17 protein-coding genes are annotated in these 23,056 nt (G+C 56.8%); 5 read left to right on the top strand and 12 right to left on the bottom strand.

The genetic code is table 11. The features are described 5' to 3' along the window. Nucleotides 1-59: 59 nt before the first annotated feature. Both porQ and lon read right to left on the bottom strand, forming a co-directional pair. Nucleotides 60-1,118 carry a type IX secretion system protein PorQ gene (porQ, locus tag EU556_RS05950; RefSeq protein WP_135431966.1) on the bottom strand — a complete coding sequence of 353 codons (1,059 nt, stop codon included), beginning with the start codon at nucleotides 1,116-1,118 and terminating at the stop codon, nucleotides 60-62. Between the two features lie 199 nt (nucleotides 1,119-1,317). Next, nucleotides 1,318-3,819: an endopeptidase La gene (gene lon / locus EU556_RS05945; RefSeq protein ID WP_245327448.1), complete on the bottom strand. Its 2,502-nt coding sequence runs from the start codon at nucleotides 3,817-3,819 to the stop codon at nucleotides 1,318-1,320. Nucleotides 3,820-4,099: 280 nt separating this feature from the next. Here lon and EU556_RS05940 point away from each other — a divergent pair, with 280 nt between their 5' ends. Continuing rightward, nucleotides 4,100-6,112, top strand: coding sequence for an OmpA family protein (locus EU556_RS05940; protein WP_245327447.1), 2,013 nt, complete (start codon nucleotides 4,100-4,102; stop codon nucleotides 6,110-6,112). Nucleotides 6,113-6,271: 159 nt separating this feature from the next. Here the strand turns inward: EU556_RS05940 and EU556_RS05935 are convergent, their stop codons facing one another. The 7 genes from EU556_RS05935 to EU556_RS05905 all read right to left on the bottom strand — a co-directional run bounded on the left by EU556_RS05935 (nucleotide 6,272) and on the right by EU556_RS05905 (nucleotide 13,960). Next, on the bottom strand, nucleotides 6,272-6,772 hold the full coding sequence (locus tag EU556_RS05935) for a DUF6702 family protein (RefSeq protein ID WP_135431964.1): 501 nt from the start codon (nucleotides 6,770-6,772) through the stop codon (nucleotides 6,272-6,274). A gap of 120 nt (nucleotides 6,773-6,892) precedes the next feature. Beyond that, nucleotides 6,893-8,239: an RIP metalloprotease RseP gene (gene rseP, locus EU556_RS05930; protein WP_135431962.1), complete on the bottom strand. Its 1,347-nt coding sequence runs from the start codon at nucleotides 8,237-8,239 to the stop codon at nucleotides 6,893-6,895. 135 nt (nucleotides 8,240-8,374) lie between these two features. Beyond that, nucleotides 8,375-9,547, bottom strand: a complete 1,173-nt coding sequence (locus EU556_RS05925) for a 1-deoxy-D-xylulose-5-phosphate reductoisomerase (protein ID WP_135431960.1) — start codon at nucleotides 9,545-9,547, stop codon at nucleotides 8,375-8,377. A 625-nt stretch (nucleotides 9,548-10,172) separates the two neighbouring features. Further along, entirely contained in the window at nucleotides 10,173-10,628 is a 456-nt protein-coding gene (locus EU556_RS05920) for a 3-oxoacyl-ACP synthase (protein WP_135431958.1), read from the bottom strand. Between the two features lie 384 nt (nucleotides 10,629-11,012). Next, complete coding sequence (locus EU556_RS05915) at nucleotides 11,013-11,858, bottom strand: endonuclease/exonuclease/phosphatase family protein (protein WP_135431956.1); 846 nt, start codon at nucleotides 11,856-11,858, stop codon at nucleotides 11,013-11,015. Between the two features lie 33 nt (nucleotides 11,859-11,891). Then, complete coding sequence (locus EU556_RS05910) at nucleotides 11,892-12,368, bottom strand: hypothetical protein (RefSeq protein ID WP_135431954.1); 477 nt, start codon at nucleotides 12,366-12,368, stop codon at nucleotides 11,892-11,894. A 92-nt stretch (nucleotides 12,369-12,460) separates the two neighbouring features. Next, nucleotides 12,461-13,960 carry a GH3 auxin-responsive promoter family protein gene (locus EU556_RS05905; RefSeq protein WP_135431952.1) on the bottom strand — a complete coding sequence of 500 codons (1,500 nt, stop codon included), beginning with the start codon at nucleotides 13,958-13,960 and terminating at the stop codon, nucleotides 12,461-12,463. Between the two features lie 186 nt (nucleotides 13,961-14,146). Between EU556_RS05905 and EU556_RS05900 the strand changes: the two genes are divergently transcribed. Continuing rightward, nucleotides 14,147-14,575, top strand: coding sequence for an OsmC family peroxiredoxin (locus EU556_RS05900; RefSeq protein WP_135431950.1), 429 nt, complete (start codon nucleotides 14,147-14,149; stop codon nucleotides 14,573-14,575). 115 nt (nucleotides 14,576-14,690) lie between these two features. Next, complete coding sequence (locus EU556_RS05895) at nucleotides 14,691-15,179, top strand: hypothetical protein (RefSeq protein WP_135431948.1); 489 nt, start codon at nucleotides 14,691-14,693, stop codon at nucleotides 15,177-15,179. 150 nt (nucleotides 15,180-15,329) lie between these two features. Here EU556_RS05895 and dnaA read toward each other — a convergent pair whose 3' ends face one another. From dnaA to EU556_RS05880, 3 genes are all read right to left on the bottom strand, one after another. Next, nucleotides 15,330-16,823: a chromosomal replication initiator protein DnaA gene (gene dnaA, locus EU556_RS05890; RefSeq protein WP_135431946.1), complete on the bottom strand. Its 1,494-nt coding sequence runs from the start codon at nucleotides 16,821-16,823 to the stop codon at nucleotides 15,330-15,332. A gap of 142 nt (nucleotides 16,824-16,965) precedes the next feature. Next, nucleotides 16,966-17,892 carry a bifunctional metallophosphatase/5'-nucleotidase gene (locus tag EU556_RS05885; RefSeq protein ID WP_135431944.1) on the bottom strand — a complete coding sequence of 309 codons (927 nt, stop codon included), beginning with the start codon at nucleotides 17,890-17,892 and terminating at the stop codon, nucleotides 16,966-16,968. 91 nt (nucleotides 17,893-17,983) lie between these two features. After that, entirely contained in the window at nucleotides 17,984-18,739 is a 756-nt protein-coding gene (locus tag EU556_RS05880; protein WP_135431942.1) for a 5'-nucleotidase C-terminal domain-containing protein, read from the bottom strand. A gap of 290 nt (nucleotides 18,740-19,029) precedes the next feature. On the opposite strand from EU556_RS05880, the gene EU556_RS05875 reads away from it, so the two are divergent. After that, a complete protein-coding gene (locus EU556_RS05875; protein ID WP_135431940.1) occupies nucleotides 19,030-20,808 on the top strand; it encodes a methylmalonyl-CoA mutase family protein in 1,779 nt (592 codons plus the stop codon). 129 nt (nucleotides 20,809-20,937) lie between these two features. Next, on the top strand, nucleotides 20,938-23,052 hold the full coding sequence (gene scpA, locus EU556_RS05870; RefSeq protein ID WP_135432643.1) for a methylmalonyl-CoA mutase: 2,115 nt from the start codon (nucleotides 20,938-20,940) through the stop codon (nucleotides 23,050-23,052). Nucleotides 23,053-23,056: the final 4 nt, after the last annotated feature.

Here is a 23,056-nt window from a genome sequence, read left to right as displayed (position 1 = left end):
CACGAGGAAAGGTTTTGCTGGAGCTTGCAGCACGCATTCTTCTGTACCGGCGCCAAGAGCTACTCTTTCTTCTTAAACAAGGAATTAACATTTCGAGCAACCGTAAAATAATTAGCGGCGCCCGAGGCGTGGTAGCCCGCGTGGGTGTAATCGAGTTGGAACTCGCTGATGCGTAGCATGGCCCCAAATGAAAAGCCCGCCCCGCCCGAGGTATTTTCCAGACGTAGCTCGCGGCGTTGCAAATGGTTATAGCCAACGCGCAAGTTAAAGTTCTTACTAAGCAGCAACTCCCCTCCTACTACAAAGTGCCGGGCAATTTTGTCGCCCAGGGTCTTTTTAGGCTTAATCTCATTTCCGAACTCATCTAACTGTCCGCGCTGGTTCGGGTCGAGGTAGACAATATCGAGTTGCTGTAGGTGGTGGGCAGAGACGGAAAAGCGGAAAGGCAGATGTTCGGGCTTGATAGAAGTGCCCAACTGCACATCAAGCGGCATAGGCTCCCGGCTGGCCCCTTCGTAGGGCTTTAGTTGATAACCAGCGTTGCGCACCACCAAGCCAACTGTAAAGTCTTTAGTGGGGTGCTTGAATAGGCCACCTACATCCGCCAACGTCGCTACCGAGTGGTTGCCGCTAATACCCGATATGGCGAGCTTGAGGGTACCAGCTAACGTGAAGCTGCCACTGGTGTAGGAGTCAGAAGCGCTTAGGGCGTATTCATTGACCGAAAAATCACCTAGGCTATTACCGGCGGCATCTACCTGTTCAAACTTACCGTAGTTTAGGTAGGTTAGCCCCACTCCAAAACGACCAGCGCGCTGTGTATTGAACACATACACGGCTGTGCTCTGCTTGATGTCGGCCAGATAATCAACGTAGCCCAAGGCTAGTCGGCCATCCATATCGGCGTGTAAGAGGGCGGGGTTGCCGTAAAGCATAGTACCATCGGCATCCCGCGACGATACATTAACTCCGCCTAGGCCGGCTAGCTTAGCACTGGCGGGTAAGTTGAGAAACGAAAATGCCTGCTGGCCTCCAATTTGGGCAACAACAGGCCTAGCAGCGCCTAGTATTCCAATGCAGGTAAGTGCGGCGACTGGATGGCGTAGCAGTTTAATCATTGCTCCAAGATACAGGGAAACCCGATGACCGGCATAGCACGCTGTAGCCCACATTTTATTGCGCAGCAGCACGAAAGTAGTGGCCTAGCCGAGGACATGAGCAAAAACTTTCTGCCTGGCAAGAAAACGGAAAGAGCGAGGGAGCTGTATAGCCTGCGGCAAATACAGCTCCCTCGCTCCCATTCCTGATAATAGATGACTAATTAACTTCTACACTAGGCCCAACTACGGCTACGGGCTCATCCCGCACTACTAGTTTCATGGGGTGAGCCACCTTCTCCTGAAGCAGAGCTACCTGCAGCACATCATCCACCCGATCGGCGTAGTGAATGGTGAGGTCCTTGAGGTAATCGGCCGGGATTTCGTTGATGTCTTTGCGGTTCTTATGGCACAGGATGATGTCCTTAATACCAGCTCGCTTGGCTGCCAGTATTTTCTCCTTGATACCACCTACGGGCAGCACTTTACCCCGCAAGGTTATTTCACCCGTCATGGCCAAATGGCTCCGGATTTTACGCTGGGTAAATACCGAGGCAATGCTGGTGAAAATAGCAATACCGGCGCTAGGCCCATCCTTGGGCACGGCGCCCTCCGGGAAGTGGATGTGCAGGTCGTACTGATCGAAAAGGCGATAATCGATGTCCAGCTCCTCGGCACGGCTGCGCAAATATGAAAGGGCCGTAACGGCTGATTCCTTCATCACGTCGCCAAGCTGACCGGACAACGTAAGCTTGCCCCGCCCACGGCTCAGCAGGCTTTCAATAAAGAGGATGTCGCCCCCAACTGAAGTCCAAGCTAGGCCTGTTACAACGCCGGCGGTTTCATTGTCTTGGTATAAGTCCCGGTCGAAGATGGCGGCACCGAGGATACGCGACACATCTTTAGGCTCCAAAGTGGCCGGGTAGTCCTCCTTCATGGCTTTGCTCTTGGCCAAGTTTCGCACCACACCACCCAGCTTGCGCTCTAGGCTTCGCACCCCCGACTCCCGGGTATAATCGTCGATTACCCGCTGCAGGGCACCGTTAGTAATAGCAGCATCCTTAGGGCCTAGGCCATGCTCCTGAAGCAACTTAGGCCACAGGTGCTTTTTGGCAATCTGGGTTTTTTCCTCCAGGGTGTAGCCCGTCAGATCAATGATTTCCATTCGGTCGCGCAAGGCGGGCTGAATGGTCTCCAGTGAGTTGGCGGTAGCAATGAATAGCACCTTGGACAGGTCGTACTCTACCTCCAGGTAGTTATCGGTGAAGGTGGAGTTCTGCTCTGGGTCTAGCACTTCCAGCAGAGCCGACGATGGATCGCCCCGGAAATCGGAGTTGATCTTGTCGATTTCATCGAGCACGATAACGGGGTTGGAGGCGCCCGCCTTCTTGATCTGAGAAATGATGCGGCCGGGCATGGCTCCCACGTAGGTTTTGCGGTGGCCCCTGATTTCGGCTTCATCACGCACGCCCCCTAAGCTCATCCGCACGTACTTACGGCCCAGCGCTTTGGCCACGGAGCGGCCCAAGCTGGTTTTACCCACGCCGGGCGGGCCATATAGGCACAAAATGGGGGCCTTCATGTCCTGCTTTAGCTTGAGCACTGCCAGATACTCGATGATGCGCTCCTTAACCTTCTCTAGGCCATAGTGGTCATCATCCAGAATCTTCTTGGTACGCTTCAGGTTGAAGTTATCCTTGGTATACTCCGCCCAGGGCAAATCCAGCAAGAACTCCACGTAGTTCAGGCTTACGGGGTACTCGGCAGCCTGCGGGTTGATACGGCCTAGCTTGTCAAGTTCTTTTTCGAAGTGCTTACCAACAGTTTCAGGCCACTTTTTGGCTTTGGCCCGGAGGCGTAGCTTCTCAATTTCCTGGTCTGGCCCATCAAACCCCAATTCATCCTGCAGCACTTTAATTTGCTGACGCAGGAAGTAGTCACGCTGCTGCTGGTCGATGTCGGTGTGCACCTTCGTCTGGATTTCACGCTTGATTTCCAGAAGTTGAATTTCACGCATCATCAGCTCCAGCAACTGAGTGCCGCGCTCCACGCCGTCGTTGATTTCGAGCAGCTTCTGCTTCATGCCCACCTCCACGTTGATATTAGAGGAAAGGAAATGGGTCAGGAAAGAAGGCGACTCAATGTTTTCCAGAGCCAGCTGCGCCTCCTGAGGAATCTCGGGGTTAAGCTTGAGCATTTTAGCCGCCGCATCTTTCAGCGACGACACTAAAGCTTTTACTTCTTTGGAGTTCTTGTTCGGGAAAGTTTCGGCGGCGTAGCTTACCCGCGCCGTGAGATACGGCGTGCTTTGCGTTTCCTCCTCAATTTTGAAGCGCGACTGGCCCTGAATTATGATGGTGGTGTTACCATCTGGCAGTACCAGCAACTTCAGAATTTTTGCCATAGTACCCACCTGGTAGAGGTCGGTCAGGCCAGGGTCGTCGCTCTGTACATTTTTCTGGGCTACTACTCCCACAATCTTATTGCCCCGGTAGGCTTTGCGTACCAGCCGGATGCTTTTTTTGCGGGTGACCGTGACGGGCAATACCACGCCCGGAAATAGCACCGTGTTGCGAACAGGCAGTAAGGGCAGAAGAGCCGGAGACTCCTCCGGGCTTAAGGGCTGATCTGGGTCAGTAGCCACAATAGAAACCACTTCAGCAGGATCATCACTCATCAGCAAAAGGGTAGAAAGCGGCGTTTTCGGATCAGATTGATTCATGAGCAGGGAGAGCGGAAAGGGAAATAAAGTGCCATAATGACAGCCGAAGAGGCCGGCACCCTTACCCCAAGCAAGATATTCTTTCGAAGGTAAGTATTCGGCAAGTGCCATGCCATGCTCTTGCTTGGGCATGTAAGGGATAAATGCCGCCAACCCGGCATCTTTCTCCAGACAGAATCGTCAGGTTAGTATATACAAAACAACCGCTAGATGCATCGAAAAATTCCTATTTTTGGTCTTCTTTGCGCTGGTCTCCCACCGCTCTTGTGCTTATATTTTTATGCTTACCTTTTTCCGTCTGCTTCTATCCTGCTTGTTGGTGTTTTTCCCAGTTATGACCTGGGCGCAGCAAAAAGGTGGCCTACCCAATTCTCAACGGAAGCTCTCGGGCAAGGTAGTGCAACGAATGCGCCTACGGCCAGATGCCACCCCTGATTTTCCTAACGTAAACCGGCTTGCCTATTTTGAGGATAAGAAGGCATTGCGGGCCATTGAAAAAGCGGAAAAGCGTAAGAACTGGACGGCTGCCCGCAACTTGCTGGATGCATACGTAGGCCAGTTCGGCATCGAGAACTTTTACAAGAACACCACCATGCTCTGGCGCCTGGGCCAGCTCTGGGATAAAGCTGGCAACGATAGCCGAGCAAAGGTATACTATAGCTTGGCCCTAAAACACCGCCGCCAAGATCTCAAGAAGGTGCAACTCTACTATGACTCGTTGGAGCGCAAGGATGCCGACTTGTACGTGCCCCTGAAAACGTACTACGACATTGTAGAGTACCGTAAGAATATCGCAACGTTTCGCCCCCCCAAAGGCGTGTACACTTCGATGGGGGAGGTCATCAACTCCCTGTCAGAGGACTACGGCCCTACGTTAAGTGCCGACGCCGACCAGTTGATTTTTACCTCTAAACGCAAGCTCCGAGGCATCAACAACGTGGTGGATGAGGATTTATATACCGCCCGGTTTGAGAATGGCGTCTGGACAGAAGCGGAGCCCCTGCCCAAGCCCATCAATTCCCCTTACAATGAGGGATCGGCCTGCATCAGTAAGGATGGTAAGACGCTGTACTTCGCGCGCTGCGAGTGCCCCACTTGCCACGGCAACTGCGACCTGTACGTATCCACCTTCAAGGATGGGCAGTGGTCGGTGCCAAAAAGCCTGGGCGCTACGGTTAACTCTACTGCCTGGGACTCGCAGCCCACGCTTTCGCCGGGCGAGGACACGCTCTATTTTGCCTCGGACCGCTTGGGGGGCTTTGGCCTCTCGGATATCTGGTACACCGTGAAGCAAAAGAACGGGCAGTGGAGCCGGGCTCTCAACATGGGCCCGACGGTAAACACCCGCGAAAGTGAAGTGAGCCCATTTTATCACCCGCTGTACCACGTTCTGTACTTCTCCTCACGGGGGCAGCTCCTAAATTTTGGCGACTTCGACATTTATAAGACGTACCGCGTGCGTGGCCGCTGGCAAGAACCAATTAACATTGGGCCACTGGTAAACGGTAAAGGGTCGGAGTATTATTTCACCATCGATGCCGACTCAAAGAGCCTGTACTACGCCCGCTCGGAGGAGAAGGACATGAAGAACCTCGACCTCTTTTCATTCCCGCTGCCGATGGAAGCGCAGCCATTGGCTACTACTCACGTAGAAGGCTCCCTAATCGACTCGGTAAGTAGTAAACCGCTCAACGGTATTGTCAGCATCATCGACACCGACAACGGCATTGAGGTAGCCAGCAAATACCTACGCGACGACGGCTCCTTTGATTTTGACCTGATTGAGGGCTCTCATTACGTGATGCTGATTCAGAGCCCCGACTTCTTTAGCGTGGAAAAAAGCTTCGCGCTCCAGGGTGATACGGTGATGAAGCTGATGACTAACTCCATCGACTACCGGATTCCACTTGTCTTCAAAAACATTGAGTTTGATCAGGACAAGGCCACTATCCGAACCAGTATGCAGCCTATCCTAGACCGCATTGCCGTGTTCATGGTCGACCACCCGACGTTCCGGCTCAGCATTTCGGGCCATACCGATTCTAAGGGTGACCCTGATTTTAATATGACACTCTCGCAGGATCGGGCCGAGGCCATCCGAAAATACATTGAGCAGAAGGGCAAGCTCAAGCCCAACCGTATTGAAAGCATGGGGTACGGCAGCACCCAGCCGCTGAAGGAAGAAGCCACCGCCGAAGACGCCCGCACCAACCGCCGCGTAGAGTTCCGCCTGATTAAGCCTGAAGGCGAGGCAGGCAGCAAGAAAGACACAGGAGCAGGTAGTGGCTGGTAGGCCACTCTCACCCATCTTATGATGAGTTAACACAAAACCGCTCCTCGTAGCTAAACAATTAAAAAGCCCTTACCACCGCGTGTTGGTAAGGGCTTTTTAATTGTTTATGACCTCGCTTTATACAGAAAGCAGGTCCTCGCAAGGGGGGATGAGAGTGGCCTACCATTTTAACTGTTGCTGTTCCTGCCCACTGCGGAACAATAGACTCTGCTTCTGCCCAGCGGCTTCCAGGTTCACAATGTTCATTTGATCCGGAAACACATCGAGCAGCAGCTTGTGGCGCATTGACACGCTCTGGACTGGCCTAGGCAGCTTAGCGGTGAAGTATACCCAGTGCGAATCGTGTTCGTGCTGGATACCCACCAAGGTTAGGGGCAGTACTTCGCCGGGCTTAGTGCTGAACTCCACGGAGCGCCGTACTAGCTGCAGCACTAGCGTATTCACCTGCTCTTTTGGAGACTTATCTAAGCTGATACCAGCTGACTGGCCTACAGACAAAGCTTTTTCAAAATCATCACTGAACACTTTCAGGGCTATTTCCAACTGCAGCTTCTGCGGGTTATAACGCAGCTCCATGATGCTGGCGTGGTAGGCGTGCGCCCAAGCGGCCAAGCTCAACAGCAAGGCTACCGGGAGCAACAAGAGAATTCTACGAGACATAACAATATGCTGGCTTGACAAAATGCACCGGACCTTCCTGCGTCCGTCACGGCCGCTCCGAGTAGAACGACTATCGTGCCAGAGCAAGAAGGTCCGGAGCTAGGTTAGTTGGGAAGTGGCCTAGAAGTGGAAAATAGTTTTGAACAGGCCGTTGCCGAGCACGAAAACCATCAGCATCAGAATAAGAGCCATGCCCACTTTCTGAGCGCCTTCCAGGAATTTATCCGAGGGCTTGCGGCCGGCAATCATTTCGTAGAGCAGGAAGATTACGTGGCCGCCATCGAGAGCCGGAATGGGCAGCAGGTTCATGAAGGCCAACACCATGGACAGCATACCGGTAAGAGTCCAGAAGCGTAGCCAGTCCCACTTGCCGCCATACTGCTGGGCAATTTCAATGGGGCCGCCCAGCGACTTGCGTAAGGAAGCCTGCCCGCTGAAGATTTTACCGAACGCCTTCATCTGGGTGGTTACCACGCCAAACGCCTGCTTGGCACCCACCGGTATAGACTCTACGAGGCCGTACTGGCGGGTAGCGTAGTTGAGCAAGGACTTAGGCTTGAAGCCGATTTTGCCGTCGTCGTCTACTTCCACCGTCAGCGTTACAGGCTGGCCGGCGCGTTCTACTTGCACTACCGTGGGCTTGCCAGCGTGATCTTTCAGAGCCTTCTGCAGCTCGGGGAAGAACTGGATCTTCTGGCCGGCTACCTGCATGACACGGTCGTTGGGCTGGAGGCCCGCTTTGGCGGCGGGGCTGTTGCTCACCACTTCATCTACCACGAAGGGGTCGAGGGGCAGCACGAACGCGGCTTGGCCTTCATCGGAGAGGCGGTCCATGAAGTTGTTGGGCACCGGGATATCCACGATTTGCCCGCTGCGGTCGACGGTGTAGTAGGCGTTGTTGCCAAGCACTACTTCGGGGCTGTACACGTCGTTGAACTCCGTGAACGGGCGGCCGTTGATTTTCACAATTTTGTCGCCGTTCTGGAAGCCGATTTCCTTGCCTAGCTCATTCGGTACTATGCCGTAGCGAACTTCGGAGGCGGGCAGGTAGCTCTCACCATACTTAAACGTGAGCAGCGAGAAGATAACGATGCCGGTAATCACGTTCATGATGATGCCGCCCAGCATTACGATGAGACGCTGCCAGGCTGGCTTGGCCCGAAACTCGTTGGGTTGCGGCTCGGCGGCCAGGGCTTCGGCGTCCTGGGTTTCGTCGATCATGCCGTGGATGGCCACGTAGCCACCCAGCGGGAACCAGCCGAGGCCGTACTCCGTCTCGCCAATTTTCTTCTTGAACAGGGCGAAGTTCATCACGCCCGGCAGCGGAAACAGGAAGTCGAAGAAGATGTAAAACTTGTCGACCCGGATCTTGAAATATTTGGCGGCCGCAAAGTGTCCGAACTCGTGCAGACCAACTAGTATGGAAAGGCCCAGCAGCATCTGCCCGGCCATGATCAATCCTTCCAAAGAGAGTAGAGTAATGAGGTGATGAGTAGGTTGCGCCCTCGCAGAAGCTCGGCAGGGCACCATAAACGGCAGGTTACACAAACAACGCACCGAAAGGCAACGACGTGCCCCAAGCGGAACATTTCGGCCAGGGTGTCAGGAGTGGCCTACCAGCTCCTGCGCAATTCGGCGCGTTTCGCGGTCGGTTTCCACGTAGTCATCCAGGCTCGGAGCGGCAAGGTACGAAACCCGGGCGAGGCTGGTTTCTACCACCTCCGACATTTGCAGGAACCCGATTTCGTCGCGCAGGAAGGCGGCCACGGCAATTTCGTTGGCCGCGTTCAGGATGCAAGGAGCATTGCCGGCGCGGCCCATGGCCTCGAACGCCAGCGCGAGGTTACGGAAGGCGCTGGTATCGGCCTGCTCAAACGTCAGCTGAGGATAATCGAGGAAGGAAAACCGCGGGAAGGTATTAGCTAGGCGCTGCGGGTAGCCCAGGGCGTACTGAATGGGTAGCTTCATGTCGGGGAGGCCTAGCTGGGCTTTCAAGGAGCCATCCTCGAACTGTACTAGGGAGTGAATGATGCTTTGCGGGTGAACAACTACGTCAATCTGGTCGTTGCGCAGGCCGAAGAGCCACTTGGCTTCAATCACCTCCAGGCCCTTGTTCATGAGGGAAGCCGAGTCGATGGTGATTTTGGCGCCCATGTCCCAGTTGGGGTGTTTGAGCGCCTGAGCCTTAGTTACCTGTGCCAGCTGCTCGCGGGTGCGCCCCCGGAACGGACCACCCGAGGCGGTGAGGATGATCTTCTCAATGGGGTTCTGCTCCTCCCCCACCAAGCACTGAAAAATGGCGGAGTGCTCTGAGTCGACGGGATACAGGCCTACGCCGTGATCCTTTACCAGTTCGGTAATAAGCTGGCCTGCTACCACCAGAGTTTCCTTATTGGCTAGGGCAATGGTTTTGCCGGCCCGAATGGCGCGCACTGTAGGCAGCAACCCCGCGTAGCCTACCATGGCGGTCAGTACTACGTCGGCATCGTCGCGGCCGGCTACGTCGGCGAGGGCGGCGGCTCCGGCCAGCACTTCAGTTTCGGGTTGCGAGGCCAGCGCGGCTTTGACGGTGGCATACTTGGCGTCGTCGCCGATAACTACGGCGGCGGGCCGAAACTCCTGGGCTTGTTGAATGAGCAGTTCGGCGTTGGAGTGAGCCGAAAGCGCGGTAACGGTGAATTTGCCAGGCTGGCTACGGATTACATCAAGGGCCTGGGTACCGATGGAGCCGGTGGAACCGAGCAGGGTAACACGTTTGGAAAAGGAATCGGGCATACGGGAATGGGAACTACCTCAAACAAAGGTAGTGCAATGCGGGCGGCATTTTCTGGGGGTTGCAGTTAGGTTCTAGGAAGTATGTTTACGATAAGGAAGAGAAAACCTAACGGCCCGATTAACAGAAGTCCCGATAGCCACCTCTCCCGCCAGGATGGAATGTATCCCCCAGCTTTGCCCTTCCATCCGCCCCGGCCCATTGACACGACAGGCATTAACTCTCCGCTAGGATATTTTGGAAAGAGTAGCCTAAGCAATACCCGTAACCAGCCCAGGTACAGTAGCGGAAAAAACAGCAGCAGCTTCTCACGCAAGTCAGTCGTTGACCACGAGGCCAACAAGCACCCTACGCAAAATATTGCGGTTATCAACCCATACTCACTGAAGTAGTTGCCGTCAATAATCCTTTGAGTTGCTCCCCACAGTATTGCCCAAGCAAAGAGCCATACATGAAAATCTTTCGCAAGGCTTGCAGCGCCGTTCTGCTTTAGGGCTTCAGAAAAGCAAGTCAGGATGAGAAGCAAAAACAGTACTACCGCTGGCCAAATCAACGCTTTGCGGTTGGGCCGTAAGCCACTTGGTTTCGGTTTATGCTTCTTGCCGGTCTTCTTTTTTGTGGTGCCCACTACTGTATTTCCTGAATCTTGACAGGCTTCCCATTAAACACCACCTGCTCTCCGGCCCGCTTACCCGCCAGCACCGCCGCTACCGGCGCGGCCGGAGAAACGGCGAAGTAGTCTAGGCCACCTATCGGGAGCTTGCCGGCGCTGATGCTGATGTAAAAGTGGCCTAGGCTCGTCCGAACCAGGGCACCGGGGCGCACGGTGTCGCAGGGGAGTTCGGGGTTGATGCGGGTTAGCTCGCCTTGCAGCTGCTGGGCCTGGTGAAGCTGCACGGTGTTTCGGTCGCGCTCATTCTGGGCCATGGCGCGGCCGGTTTCGTATTTGTCGCCGGCGCTGCTCTTGGTTTCAGAGTTGGCCGATTCCTGCGCGGCCTGAATGGCGGCCTGGCAGGCGTCAATACGCTCCTGCACGTAGGCCAGGCAGGCGGCGTGAAGCTGGGGTTTGATTAAGGTTTCCATAGTACTACGTTTTCCTCTCCCTCATCATTCTCCTCCTCAATTAGCTCCCAGTTGAGTACACGAGCAAGTCGAACTAGAAATAAGATATGCTGCTGCGGCACTTTGCCATTTTCCAATTTCTCACAGACAATCGGAATCATATTGAATTCATCAGTCCATGTGTCGTCGTTGTAATGAAAGTTGCCACAGTGTCCTCTCACCAAGGCTAACGTCATTCCTGAATAACCAAAGGTATTCCTGTAGCTTACTTGTCCCACTCGCTGCAGTTCTGGAAGTGTATCTAAGTAAGCTCTAATAGTAGCTGTATCTGCAACGCTAGTGTACGTATTGGAGCATCTAATTTCATAGTACCCATATAAGTGGCTCCACATAGCTGCTACAAGATTACTTCAGCACCAGCGTCACCAGCACGGGGAAGTGGTCAGAAGGGTAGAGCCCGCGTATAGAATCGGTGAGTACGGCGTAATTCAGAACGTCGAACTGCTTGCTGACGAAGATGTGGTCGATGCGGTCTTGTAGGGGAGCGTCGAGCTTGAAGCCAGTAAATGTGCCCACCGGGCCGTAAGGTGGCTGCTTGGTGGCCTGGTAGGCGTTCTGCAATACGCTTCCAATGGTCTTGATCTGCTCGGTATCGGGGGTGGAGTTAAAGTCGCCGACGCAGATAACCGGGGCATTTTTAGCAATTTCCTGCATCTTCTGCACCATCAGCTTCCCCGACTGGCGGCGGGCTTCCACGCCTTCATGGTCGAAGTGGGCGCTGAAGAAGTAAAACTCTTGCTTCGTTTTCAGATCCTGGAACTTAGCCCAGGTACAGATGCGGTTGCAGCAGGTGGCATCCCAGCCTTTGGAGGGCTTATCGGGCGTTTGGCTGAGCCAGAAGTCGCCGGTTTGCAGCATTTTCAGCCGGTTTTTCTTGTAGAAGATGGCCGAATGCTCCCCGGCTTCCTTGCCATCGTCGCGGCCGTGGCCCACGAAGGCGTATTCCGATAGCTCCGCTACATCGTTAAGCTGCCCGCGGAAGCCTTCCTGGGTGCCGAACACGTCGAAATCATGGTAGCGCACCAGGTTTTTCACCATCTCCTTGCGGTTCGGCCAAGCATTGACCCCGTCGCTGGCCACGTTGAGACGCAGGTTGTAGGTGGCTACTCGCAGGGGTTGAGCGTTTTTTTGGGCGACAGAAGATTGGCTCCACAGCAGAGCACTCAGCAAGACAAGAAAAAGCAGGCGCATGGAAAAGAGTAAAGGATGGAAGGCGGGGCCAAATTACGTTTTCTGGCTTTCCTCGGCGCTTACTTGATCATGGCACTGTACGGCGGCCCGCACTTTCATCACCCAATCCAGGTCCTCCGGCTGCACCACTACCACCCGGAAGCCGTACCGTTCACCCTCCAACTTCACCCCTTCCGAGTCATCCACGAGTAAGTCGATTCCGAACGTAGGCGGGTGCTTGGTAGAGCGCACCTGCACCTTGCGGTCATGGCGCTGTTGATTGACTACGCCATCCAGCCGGATACCATGCAGCCAGAAAAGCCGTCTGATGTACCAAGCGCTACGGTAAGAGGTGGTGTATACCCATACCTCCCAGCCTTGAGCCCGACATAAAGCAACGGCTTCGGCTACCCCCTGGCGCAGACCTTCGCTACTGAGCATCTGCGCTAAGCGGGGCCAATGAGGCCGTTCAAGCGGGAATAAGTAGTTGTTGCGAATTAGGTTATTGTCGAGGTCGAAGGCAATCCGCATGAGAACTTACAAATCCCAAACATTCTAGGTCAAACTGTTTTCAGATACCTAAGCGCTAATTGTCCATGCCAGCATACTGGAGGGCACAAATTTCATGACAAGGTAGATAACAGTCCTTCCGCAACCGTGCGGTCATTACTCAACCGCGGCACCTTGTTCTGGCCGCCCAGCTTGCCCAGGCTTTTCATATAGCGCTGAAAGGCTCCGGCGGGCAGGGGCGTGAGTTGGAGTGGCGCGAGAATGTTGCCGGCCAGCAGGTCATCGTAATACACGTTGCGGCGGCGTAGGCCAGTATCGAGGGCGGCGGCAAAGGCGGCGGCATCGTGGGGTGGCCTAGCAAACTCGATAAGCCACTCGTGGCGGGAGGGCACGGTGGGGTCGTCGCTGACGCGGGGAGCCACGGTGAATTCTACCACTTCTACCTCGGGGTGTTGCTGCATGGCCTCGCGCAGGGTCTGCTCTACTTCTTCCCCGATGACATGCTCCCCGAAAGCTGACAAAAAGTGCTTGATGCGGCCCGATACCACTACCCGGAACGGGTACTTCTGGGTGAAACGCACGGTGTCGCCGAGGCTGTAGCCCCAGAGGCCGGCGTTGGAGTTGAGCACGAGGGCGTACTGCTTATCCAGTTCCACTTCGGCCAGGGTCAGGCGGGGCGGGTTGGGCTCGAAGAACCGCTCGGCGGGGATGAACTCGAAGAAGATGCCCGCATCGAGTAGCAACAGCATGCCGGGGTTGCCGGGCTCATCCTGGAAGGCCAGGAATCCTTCGGAAGCCGGAAACAGCTCTACGCTATCCACTGGCCTACCAATGGTATCGAACAGCTTTTTGCGATATGGCTCGAAGTTCACGCCGCCGTACACGAACAGATCAAACTGCGGGAACACCTCCCCTACTGGCCTACCGGTGCGCGCCACAATCCGGTCAAAGTACATCTGCACCCAGGGTGGGATGCCAGAAATGAGGCTCATCGGCTGAGGCAGGGTTTCCTCCACAATGTGGTCGAGCTTGGTTTCCCAGTCCTCAATGATGTTGGTCTGGTAGCTGGGCATCTGATTGCGGCGCAGGTAGCCCGGCACATGGTGGTTCACAATGCCCGACAAGCGCCCAGTATGAATGCCGCCCACCGTTTCCAGCTCCGGCGAACCTGACAGGAACATCAGCTTACCATCGAGGAAACGGCTTTTACCGGTTTTGTGCACGTAATGCAGCAGGGCATCGCGGGCACCGTTGATGTGGTTCGGAATGCTGTCTCGGGTGAGCGGAATGTATTTGGCGCCACTGGTAGTGCCGCTGGTTTTGGCTAGGTAGAGTGGCTTACTGGGCCAGAGCACGTTGGCCTCGCCCGCTTTCACGCGGTTGAAATACGGGCTCAGAGCCTCGTAGTCGCGGACCGGCACGCGGGCGGCTAAGTCCTGGGCCGTGCGAGCTTCGGCCAGATTATGGTCGCGGCCAAAGGCGGTGCGGGCGCCTTGGGTTAGCAGTTCTCTCAACACTCGCTGTTGGGTGCCAATGGGGTCTTGCTGCCAGCGGGCATATTGGCGGGCAATGTAAGCGGCCACCGGCCGACTAAGAGTGGATTTCAGACCCATGACAAAAGCGAGGTTGTGAAGTTGCGAAGTTGGGAAGGTTTTAGGACACTGCTACGCCTCCCGGTGTGGCGAAGGCTCCAGTAGCTGAAACCCTGCGGAGCTACAGCCAGCCTTACTAAGCTCATCTTTTCATAAGTTTCTCCCGTAACAACCGCACAAACTCACCTTTCACAACTTCTCTTCATCATGATCAACCAACGTGGCAATGCCGTTTGGAACGGCGACATCAAAGGCAGCGGCGAAATTTCTACGCAGAGTGGCACCGTAAAAGCGCCTTACTCAGTAGGAGCCCGGTTCGAGGGCCAGAAAGGCACCAACCCTGAGGAGCTGATTGGCGCGGCCCACGCCGGCTGCTACACCATGTTCCTGACGGGCCAGCTCACGAAAGCCGGCGCCCAGGTTAAACAGATCCGCACCGAGTCGAAGGTGACGCTAGATACGTCGGGGGAGATTCCGAAAGTGGTGAAGATTACTCTGACCACGGAAGGCGAAGTGGAAGGCATCACGCAGGAAGAGTTTCAGAAGCAGGCCGAGAATGCCAAGGAGCATTGCCCCATTTCGCAGTTGCTGAGCGCGGTGCCGGAAATGGAGCTGGCTTCGGCGACGCTGAAGTAGCCCCTGTCATTTTCTGAACCGCCGCCCTAGGCCAGTACTCGCCTTGGGTGGCCTAGGGCGGCGGTTCAGGAACTATCCCTTATTTTGCGGGCTCTTAGCTACCCATTGCGCCCTTATGCCTCCAGCTTCTACCCGAATTCGTCTTCAGCCCGCCAACAATTCCCGGATTCCCTTCTGGGGTCAGCTGTTTATTGGGGGCATCTGGATAGCTTACACGCTCTCGCTTATCATCACCGATAGCGGCGTCAACGACCTGCACTTCCTGCACTACGTGTTCTTGGCGTTCAGCCTCGTGTATGTGGGCTACGTGCTGGTGCACAACGCCCCGGTGTTTGGCACCCAGAGCTACCTAGAGTTTACGCCCGCCTACATTGTGCATAAAGACGGGCTGTTCCGCCCGAAGCAGGCTTTTCCCGCCGAAGAAATCTCGGCGCTGGAGCTGGTACCACAGCAGCTACGCGTGCAGCTGAAAGAAGGAGGCACGTATGCCCTGAGCTTGCGCCAGGTAAAAGGCACCAAGCGCAAGCGGGCCCTGCGTGAGCAGATCCGCAGCTTCTCCAGCAAACACAACATTCCGCTCCGCGATACCCAAGCTCAGGCGTAGGTGGCCTAGAGCTGTTGCATAAAAGCGAAAAGCCTTTCACTGCTAAGTGAAGGGCTTTTCTATGTCGTTTCGAGTAACGCAGCATCTGAGCGGGCTCCTAGGCCACTTCTCCCGCTGACGCTCATCTGTGCAGCGAAAAGAATGGCTTTCTTATTTGCCGGCGAACTTCTTCCGTAACTCCTGAATGGTGGTGCGGAAGCTTTTGTCGGAATCGATCAGGTCGGAAACCGTTTGGACGGAGTGGATAACGGTGCTGTGGTCGCGGCCGCCGAAGTGGTGGCCGATGCTTTTCAGGGAGTGGCTGGTGTGCTCTTTGGCGAAGTACATGGCCACTTGGCGCGCCGTTACCACTTCCTTCTTGCGCGTTTTAGCTTTTAGCAGCTCTACCGGCACGCTGAAATACTCGGCGCAGGTTTTCTGAATGAAATCCAGGTTCACCTCAGCCTCTACTTCCTCAATGATGTGCCGAAGGGCTTGCTTAGCCATTTCCAGGTCAATCTCGCGGCGGTTGAGGCTCGACTGGGCCACCAGCGAAATCAGCACGCCTTCTAACTCCCGTACGTTGGTATTCACGGAGTGCGCCAAGTACTCCACCACTTGCGGCGGGATATCGATGCCATCCTGCTGCATTTTGTTCTGGATGATGGCCATGCGCGTCTCGAAGTCGGGGCTTTGCAGGTCAGCGGTCAGGCCCCACTTAAAGCGCGACAACAAGCGGTCCTCCAAGCCTACTAGGTCGCGGGGCGGCCGGTCGGAGGTCATCACGATCTGCTTGCCGGCTTGGTGCAGGTGGTTGAAGATGTGGAAGAACATCTCCTGGGTCTTGTCCTTACCCGACAGGAACTGCACGTCGTCCAGAATCAGGATGTCTACGAGCAGGTAGAAGTTTGCAAAATCCTGCACAGCGTTGGAGCGCAGGCTCTCGATGAACTGGTTCGTAAACTTCTCCGCCGAAACGTAGAGCACGAACTTATCGGTATTGGTGGCCTTGATGTGGTTACCGATGGCCTGCACCAGGTGCGTCTTGCCTAGGCCTACCCCACCGTAAATCATCAGCGGGTTAAACGACGTGGTGCCGGGCTTGTTGGCCACAGCCAGCCCCGCCGAGCGCGATAACCGGTTACAGTCACCCTCAATGTAGTTCTCGAAGGTGTAGCTGTGGTTGAGCTGGGAGTTGAGGTAGTTCCGGTCAATAGCCTTGCTGGCCTCGAAGGGGTTGCGCAGCGTAGCCGGTTGAGCGGGCTGCGCAGCCGCTGCGGCCACGTTGCGCGCCGACGACGACATTGGGCCGCTAGCCAGGGCTGCGGCGGGCGTAGTTTCGGGCGCCGGACCTGCCGCCTTATGCGAAGTGGGCAGATTGAGCGTGCGCGGCTTGGTTTGGGCGTTACCCTGGTCTACTACGATTGAGTACTCCAGTCGGCCCTCAGGACCCAGTTCCTGGTAGATGGCTTTCTTTAGCACATCCACATAATGCTCCTCCAGCCATTCATAAAAAAACTGGCTGGGGACCTGAATGATTAAAACATTATTGTGGAGCTGTACCGGGACGATGGGTTGAAACCACGTCTTGAAGCTCTGCTCACCAATGTTTGCCTTGATGACGCGAAGACAGTTGACCCATACGGTTCGGCAATCCTTCAGCATCAATCAAATAGGGCAGCAGCAACAGGTGCAAGGTGAGGGGAACAGGAAACGACGGCACGCCCAAAACAGGCCCGTTTTTTCAAGAGGGAGACAAAAATGTGGAAAAGTCAGGAGACAAAAAAACGCGTCTATCTCTTGCTTTTTACGCCTCGCGGACAGGCATGACCGAGGCAGCCGCTACGGCCGGCCGGCGCGAGCCCCGCTCGAACGAATAATCTAAACGGCCGAGGTTGATGCCCGACCAGCCGACCTGGTTGATTAGGGTCTGGTGGCCATTTGCTCCCAGTACAACGTCGGGCTTATCGAGGAACGTATGCGTGTGACCACCCAAAATCAGGTCGATGCCCGGTGCGCCGGCGGCCAGCTTGAAGTCATCCACCTTCGGGCCCTGGTACTTGTAGCCCAGGTGTGAGAGGCAAATCACCAGGTCGCACTTTTCGGGGCCGCGGAGCTGCTTCACCATGTCATTGGCCACGGTGATGGGGTCGAGGTACTTGGTGGCACCGAAGTTCTTGTCGGCCACCAGGCCAGCCAGCTCGATGCCCAACCCAAACACGCCCACCCGGATTCCCTGCTTGTCAAACACCTTGTAGGGCTTGAAGCGGCCGGCCAGCGGCGTGGCTGAGAAATCGTAGTTGGCAATTAGGAAGGGGAAGTTAGCATTGGGCAGCTGCTTCTGCAGCCCCTCTAGGCCATTGTCGAAGTCGTGGTTGCCGAGGGTGCTGGCATCGTACTTCATCTGCGACATGAGCTTGTACTCCAACTCGCCCATGAAGAAGTTGAAGTAGGGCGTGCCCTGCCAGATGTCGCCGGAGTCCAGCAGCAGCACGTTGGGCTCCTCTTTGCGCACCTGCTCAATTAGCGTGGCGCGGCGCGCCATGCCACCCATGCCCGCCCACTGGGCCGCATTATCGGGGAAGGGCTCAATGCGGGAGTGCATGTCGTTGGTGTGCAGAATAGTAAGGCGGGTGGCCTTTTTATCGGCCGCAGCGGCGGGCAGGCTCACGCCCAGCAGGGCTACGCTGGCGGCTCCTAGGCCAGTATGTTTCAGAAATTCGCGACGATCCACGGAGTTGATTTCTTGAGATGCTGATGTACTACTTGCGGATGAGTAGGCTGCTCGGAAGGATACAGAATCTTTCCTCAGCCGCCCTCGGCTCTTACTTCACGCGGCCTTCCAGCTTGGCTTCAATGGGCAAGCCTTGCTTGGTCCTCTCTCGAATGGCCTCAATGAAGGCGCTCCGTAGCAGCACGTTGGTGTGCCGGAACTTGATGGGCTTGAAGAACACCATGTTGTCGCCGCCGCTGGCCAGGTAGTCAGATATGGCAATAGTATAGGTCCGGGTGAGGTCAAGAGGCTGGCCGTTAATGCGCAGATTCTCGGGTTTGCCATCGGCCGACACCGTGTAGAACGCACCCGACACCGGCATTTTAGCTTTGGCCGCGTAATTGAACAGCTCCTGCACCACGGGACCGGGGGCATCCAAGACCACCAGCTCGTTCTCAAATGGCATCAGCTCGAAGATAGAGCCCACCGTAACCGCACCAGCTGGAATGGGCGCCCGTAAGCCACCATTCGACATCACGCCCAAATCAACGGGCTGGCCGATTTCCTTGCTGGCCCGCATCCGCTGAATATCGGAGGTAAAGTTGGAGAGCGGTGACTCCCCGTTATTCTTGGTAATGGCTACCGGGGCCGTGCCAATTACTTCGGTCATCTGGGCTGTTACGCGCTGGCGATAGGGCTCAATGGTGGCAGCAGCCGTGGGGTCGTCGGGGATAGATTTACCGACGGGCAGGCCCGTTACGGGTGCCAGCTGCGCCTTAGGCTGATAGGCGGCACGCTGGCAGGCCGGCGCCAGCGCTACGGCCGTTAGCAGGCCAAGGGCCGCTACGCGAGAACGAAGAAAGTGCATCAGGTCTGAGGGAAATGGAATGCGGACCACAAAGATAAGGCAGTTGCGCCGGAGTTGCGCGGCCTAGGCCACTCTCCTAAGCAGAAGGGCAGCGCCATCAGCAGGCCAGGAATGAGTTTCGGCCTGAGTAGATGGTGAGCCTGATCCATAATGAAGAGCAAACAGTATACACCTGCGGTGCATACTGACACCAAGCGTAAGCTCTGGCCTTGCATCGTCCGTTTATGGCCTTGAAACGGTATCTTTAGCCCGCTTTCTGTTGCCTGATTTCCACCCCACCCCGCCACCTTATGGCCGATACGCCCCGTTCTACCCCGGTTTCTTTTGCTGAGTTTGAAGCCGTCACGACGCCGCAGTGGCAGGAGCGCATTCGCCGCGACCTGAAAGGCCAGGACCCGGCTGCCCTCGCCTGGCACACCCCCGATGGCCTCACTGTTGAGCCCTTCTATCACCTCGAAGCCCTACAAGCCCTGGGCGGTGCCCCCACACCGCTGGTACGCACGGAGCCCACGTGGCGGAACGTGCCCACCTACAGCATTCCGGCCCACGACCGCGGCCACAAGGCTATTGACCGGGCGGCGGAAGGGCTGGCCCGCGGGGCCGAGGGAGCACACTTTCTGCTCTCGAATGCCGGCACCTTTGACCTACACTACCTACAGCAAAAGCTACTGCTGGAGAGCACCTATGTGGGCTATTCCATGCGCAGTGGCCTAGGCGAGCTAGTGAAGCACCTGCAGGAACTGAAAGTGACGCCGAGGGGCTTTTTTGTGCTGGACCCTATCACCTGCCACGCGCCTGACGTACCAGCACAGTTGGCTGAGCTGCGCTTGGTGCTGCAAGCCAGCCAGGCATGGCCGGAGGTAAAGGTGGTAGGCATCAACTCGGGTTATTACGCCGACCGTGGCGCTACCGTAACCCAGCAGATTGCCTTTGCGCTGAGCACAGCAGCCACGTATTTGAGCGAGCTGCCAAAGGATGAGCTTACCGTGGAGATGGTAGCGCGGGCCCTGCACGTGCAAGTGGGCATCAACCCCAACTACTTCTTTGAAATTGCCAAGCTGCGCGCCCTGCGCCGCTTGTTTGCCACATTGCTCCAAGCGTACGGGGTACCCGTTGAGGTAGCGCAGGAGCTGCCCATTTTCGCCAGCACCTCTTCCTGGAGCCAAACCACCCTCGACCCGCACACCAATCTGTTGCGCGTCACCACCGAAGCCATGAGCGCGGTGCTGGGTGGAGCCACCGCCGTGAGTGTAGGCCGGTTCGACAGTCTGTTTCACGAGCCCAACGAGTTTGCTGAGCGTCTGGCCCGCAACCTACCCATTCTGCTGCGCGAAGAGGCCTACCTCGACCGGGTGCAGGACCCCGCCGCCGGCTCCTACTACCTCGAAACCCTCACCGACCAACTCGCCCACCAAGCCTGGACCTTGTTCCAGAAGATTGAGGCGCAGGGTGGCCTACCGGGCGCTACTGGGCTGGTACTGCAGGAGCTACACGCTTCGGCTCAGGCGCAGTTCCGGCGCATTGCCAACGGCGAGCAGGTAGTAGTGGGCACCAACCGTTTCCAGAACCCTAATGAGCAGTTCGACTACAACCCCAAGCGCCTGTTGCGCAGCCGGGAATTCGACAGCACCCGCGCCACTTATCCCACGGAGGTATTACGCCTGGCTACAGCTATGCACTTCGACCGGCGTGAGCGGCGGCGCAAACGCTCGGCTCTGGTGTTGCTTGGTTCGCACACCAACCAGCATATCCTAGAGTCGTTTCTGCGGACCTTACCGGCAGCGGAGCGCCCCGAGTTGCGCGAAGCCCACCCCGAGGGTACGCTGTCGGTGCTGTTTTCCTCAGCCGAAGAAGCTACCCTCATGTACGCCACCCCTGAGCAGTACGGACGCTTGGCCCGGGCAATCAACCACGTGCCCATCGACGAGCCCGATTTCATACCCTCGGCCCTGCTGACTGCTGATTTGCCCACCATGCAGGAGGCCATCCGCGTGTTTGGCTTCCAGGAATTCACGGTGCAAGGCTACAGCACCGAAGACGTACTGGCCCGCCTACAAGGCAAGAAGTAGCCAATCTATCGTCATGCCGAGCGCAGTCGAAGCATCTCTACCTCTGGCTAATCAACTGGCCTAGAACAGCAACGAAGCAGTAGAGATGCTTCGACTTCGCTCAGCATGACAAACCCCATCCGACTCCAGATGAAACCTGATTTCTCCCAAATAGCGTACGACGCGGCCCAGCTGCCCGCGCCTCCTGTTGAAACTGCTACTTCTACCACTCCTGAGGGCATTCCGCTCAAGAGCTTCTACACGGCGCAGGATGTAACTGGCCTAGGCCACCTGGGCTTTGGGGCAGGGCAGGCGCCGTACCTGCGCGGGCCGTACGCCACCATGTATGTGCAGAACCCCTGGACCATCCGGCAATACGCGGGCTTCAGCACGGCCGAGGAATCCAACGCCTTTTACCGCCGTAACCTGGCCGGTGGGCAGAAGGGCCTGTCGGTGGCGTTTGACTTGGCGACGCACCGGGGCTACGACTCCGACCACCCGCGCGTGGTGGGCGACGTGGGCAAGGCTGGCGTGGCCATTGACTCGGTGGAGGACATGAAGATTCTCTTCGACCAGATTCCGCTGGATCAGATGTCGGTGAGCATGACCATGAACGGGGCGGTGCTGCCGGTGCTGGCCTTTTACATTGTAGCGGCTGAGGAGCAGGGCGTGAGCCCCGAGAAGCTGGCGGGTACCATTCAGAACGATATTCTGAAGGAGTTCATGGTGCGCAACACCTACATCTACCCGCCTCTGCCGAGTATGCGCATCATTGCGGATATCTTCAGCTACACGGCGCAGCACATGCCCAAGTTCAACAGCATCAGCATCTCGGGCTACCACATGCAGGAAGCCGGAGCCACCGCCGATATTGAACTAGCCTATACCCTCGCCGATGGCCTGGAGTACGTGCGCGCCGGCCTCGCGGCGGGCATGACCATTGATCAGTTTGCCCCGCGCCTGTCGTTTTTCTGGGCCATTGGCATGAATCACTTCATGGAAATTGCCAAGATGCGCGCCGGCCGCCTGCTGTGGGCCAAGCTCATCAAGCAGTTTGATCCGCAGAACCCTAAGAGCCTGGCCCTGCGCACGCACTGCCAGACCTCGGGCTACTCGCTTACCGAGCAGGACCCCTTCAACAACGTAGCCCGCACCTGCATTGAGGCCATGGCCGCGGCCCTGGGCGGCACCCAGAGCCTGCACACCAACGCCCTCGACGAAGCCATTGCGCTGCCCACCGACTTCTCGGCCCGCATTGCGCGCAACACCCAGCTCTACCTCCAGCACGAAACCGACATTACCCGCGTGGTAGACCCCTGGGGCGGCTCCTACTACGTGGAAACCCTCACCCACGAGCTGGCCGACAAAGCCTGGGCACTGATTCAGGAAGTGGAGGAGCTGGGCGGCATGGCCAAAGCCATTGAGACTGGCCTACCGAAGATGCGCATTGAGGAAGCCTCGGCCCGCAAGCAGGCCCGCATCGACTCAGGCAAGGAAATAGTGGTGGGCGTGAACAAGTACCGCCCCAGCGAGGAGCAGCAGATTGACGTGCTCGACATCGACAACGCCGCCGTGCGCGAGTCGCAGATTGCGCGCCTGAACCAGATTCGGGCGGAGCGCGATGGTGCCGCCGTGCAGCAGGCCCTGGATGCCCTCACGGAAGCTGCCCGCTCTGGCAACGAGAACCTGCTGGCCCTGGCCGTGAAGGCGGCTCGCCTACGTGCTACGCTGGGCGAGATTTCCGATGCCCTGGAGAAAGTATACGGCCGCCACCAGGCCACTATTCGCGCCATTTCGGGCGTGTATTCTGCCGAGATGAACTACGACGAGGAATTCGCGAAGGCCCGCCAGGCCGCCGACGACTTTGCCGCCAAGGAAGGCCGCCGCCCCCGCATGATGGTGGCCAAAATGGGCCAGGACGGCCACGACCGAGGCTCCAAGATCATTGCCACCTCCTTCGCCGACGTGGGCTTCGACGTGGACATTGCGCCCCTGTTCCAAACCCCCGACGAAGTAGCCCGCCAAGCCGCCGAAAACGACGTGCACGTGGTAGGCGTGAGCAGCCTCGCCGCCGGCCACAAAACCCTGATTCCGCAGCTCATTGAGGAGCTCCGGCAGCTCGGCCGCGAAGACATCCTCGTCATTGCCGGCGGCGTCATCCCCGCCCAGGATTACGATTTCCTCTACAACGCCGGAGTGGTCGGCATATATGGCCCCGGGACAGTTATTGCCGTAGCGGCGCAGGAGATTTTGGAGAAGTTATAAGCAT

Origin of the sequence: Hymenobacter fodinae (genome assembly GCF_004745825.1) — a bacterium.
Classification (GTDB): domain Bacteria; phylum Bacteroidota; class Bacteroidia; order Cytophagales; family Hymenobacteraceae; genus Hymenobacter; species Hymenobacter fodinae.
Note: the sequence above shows the minus strand (reverse complement) of the source record. Positions and strands in the feature narration are given on the sequence as shown.

Excerpts from the sequence above, each read along its gene's own strand:
- lon (WP_245327448.1), bottom strand. The coding sequence starts at position 3,819 with ATGAATCAATCTGATCCGAAAACGCCGCTTTCTACCCTTTTGCTGATG.
- porQ (WP_135431966.1), bottom strand. The coding sequence starts at position 1,118 with ATGATTAAACTGCTACGCCATCCAGTCGCCGCACTTACCTGCATTGGA.
- EU556_RS05925 (WP_135431960.1), bottom strand. The coding sequence starts at position 9,547 with ATGCCCGATTCCTTTTCCAAACGTGTTACCCTGCTCGGTTCCACCGGC.
- dnaA (WP_135431946.1), bottom strand. The coding sequence starts at position 16,823 with ATGCTGAAGGATTGCCGAACCGTATGGGTCAACTGTCTTCGCGTCATC.
- scpA (WP_135432643.1), top strand. The coding sequence starts at position 20,938 with ATGAAACCTGATTTCTCCCAAATAGCGTACGACGCGGCCCAGCTGCCC.
- EU556_RS05905 (WP_135431952.1), bottom strand. The coding sequence starts at position 13,960 with ATGGGTCTGAAATCCACTCTTAGTCGGCCGGTGGCCGCTTACATTGCC.
- EU556_RS05910 (WP_135431954.1), bottom strand. The coding sequence starts at position 12,368 with ATGCGGATTGCCTTCGACCTCGACAATAACCTAATTCGCAACAACTAC.
- EU556_RS05935 (WP_135431964.1), bottom strand. The coding sequence starts at position 6,772 with ATGTCTCGTAGAATTCTCTTGTTGCTCCCGGTAGCCTTGCTGTTGAGC.
- EU556_RS05880 (WP_135431942.1), bottom strand. The coding sequence starts at position 18,739 with ATGCACTTTCTTCGTTCTCGCGTAGCGGCCCTTGGCCTGCTAACGGCC.
- EU556_RS05940 (WP_245327447.1), top strand. The coding sequence starts at position 4,100 with ATGCTTACCTTTTTCCGTCTGCTTCTATCCTGCTTGTTGGTGTTTTTC.
- EU556_RS05895 (WP_135431948.1), top strand. The coding sequence starts at position 14,691 with ATGCCTCCAGCTTCTACCCGAATTCGTCTTCAGCCCGCCAACAATTCC.
- EU556_RS05900 (WP_135431950.1), top strand. The coding sequence starts at position 14,147 with ATGATCAACCAACGTGGCAATGCCGTTTGGAACGGCGACATCAAAGGC.
- EU556_RS05915 (WP_135431956.1), bottom strand. The coding sequence starts at position 11,858 with ATGCGCCTGCTTTTTCTTGTCTTGCTGAGTGCTCTGCTGTGGAGCCAA.
- EU556_RS05920 (WP_135431958.1), bottom strand. The coding sequence starts at position 10,628 with ATGGAAACCTTAATCAAACCCCAGCTTCACGCCGCCTGCCTGGCCTAC.
- EU556_RS05875 (WP_135431940.1), top strand. The coding sequence starts at position 19,030 with ATGGCCGATACGCCCCGTTCTACCCCGGTTTCTTTTGCTGAGTTTGAA.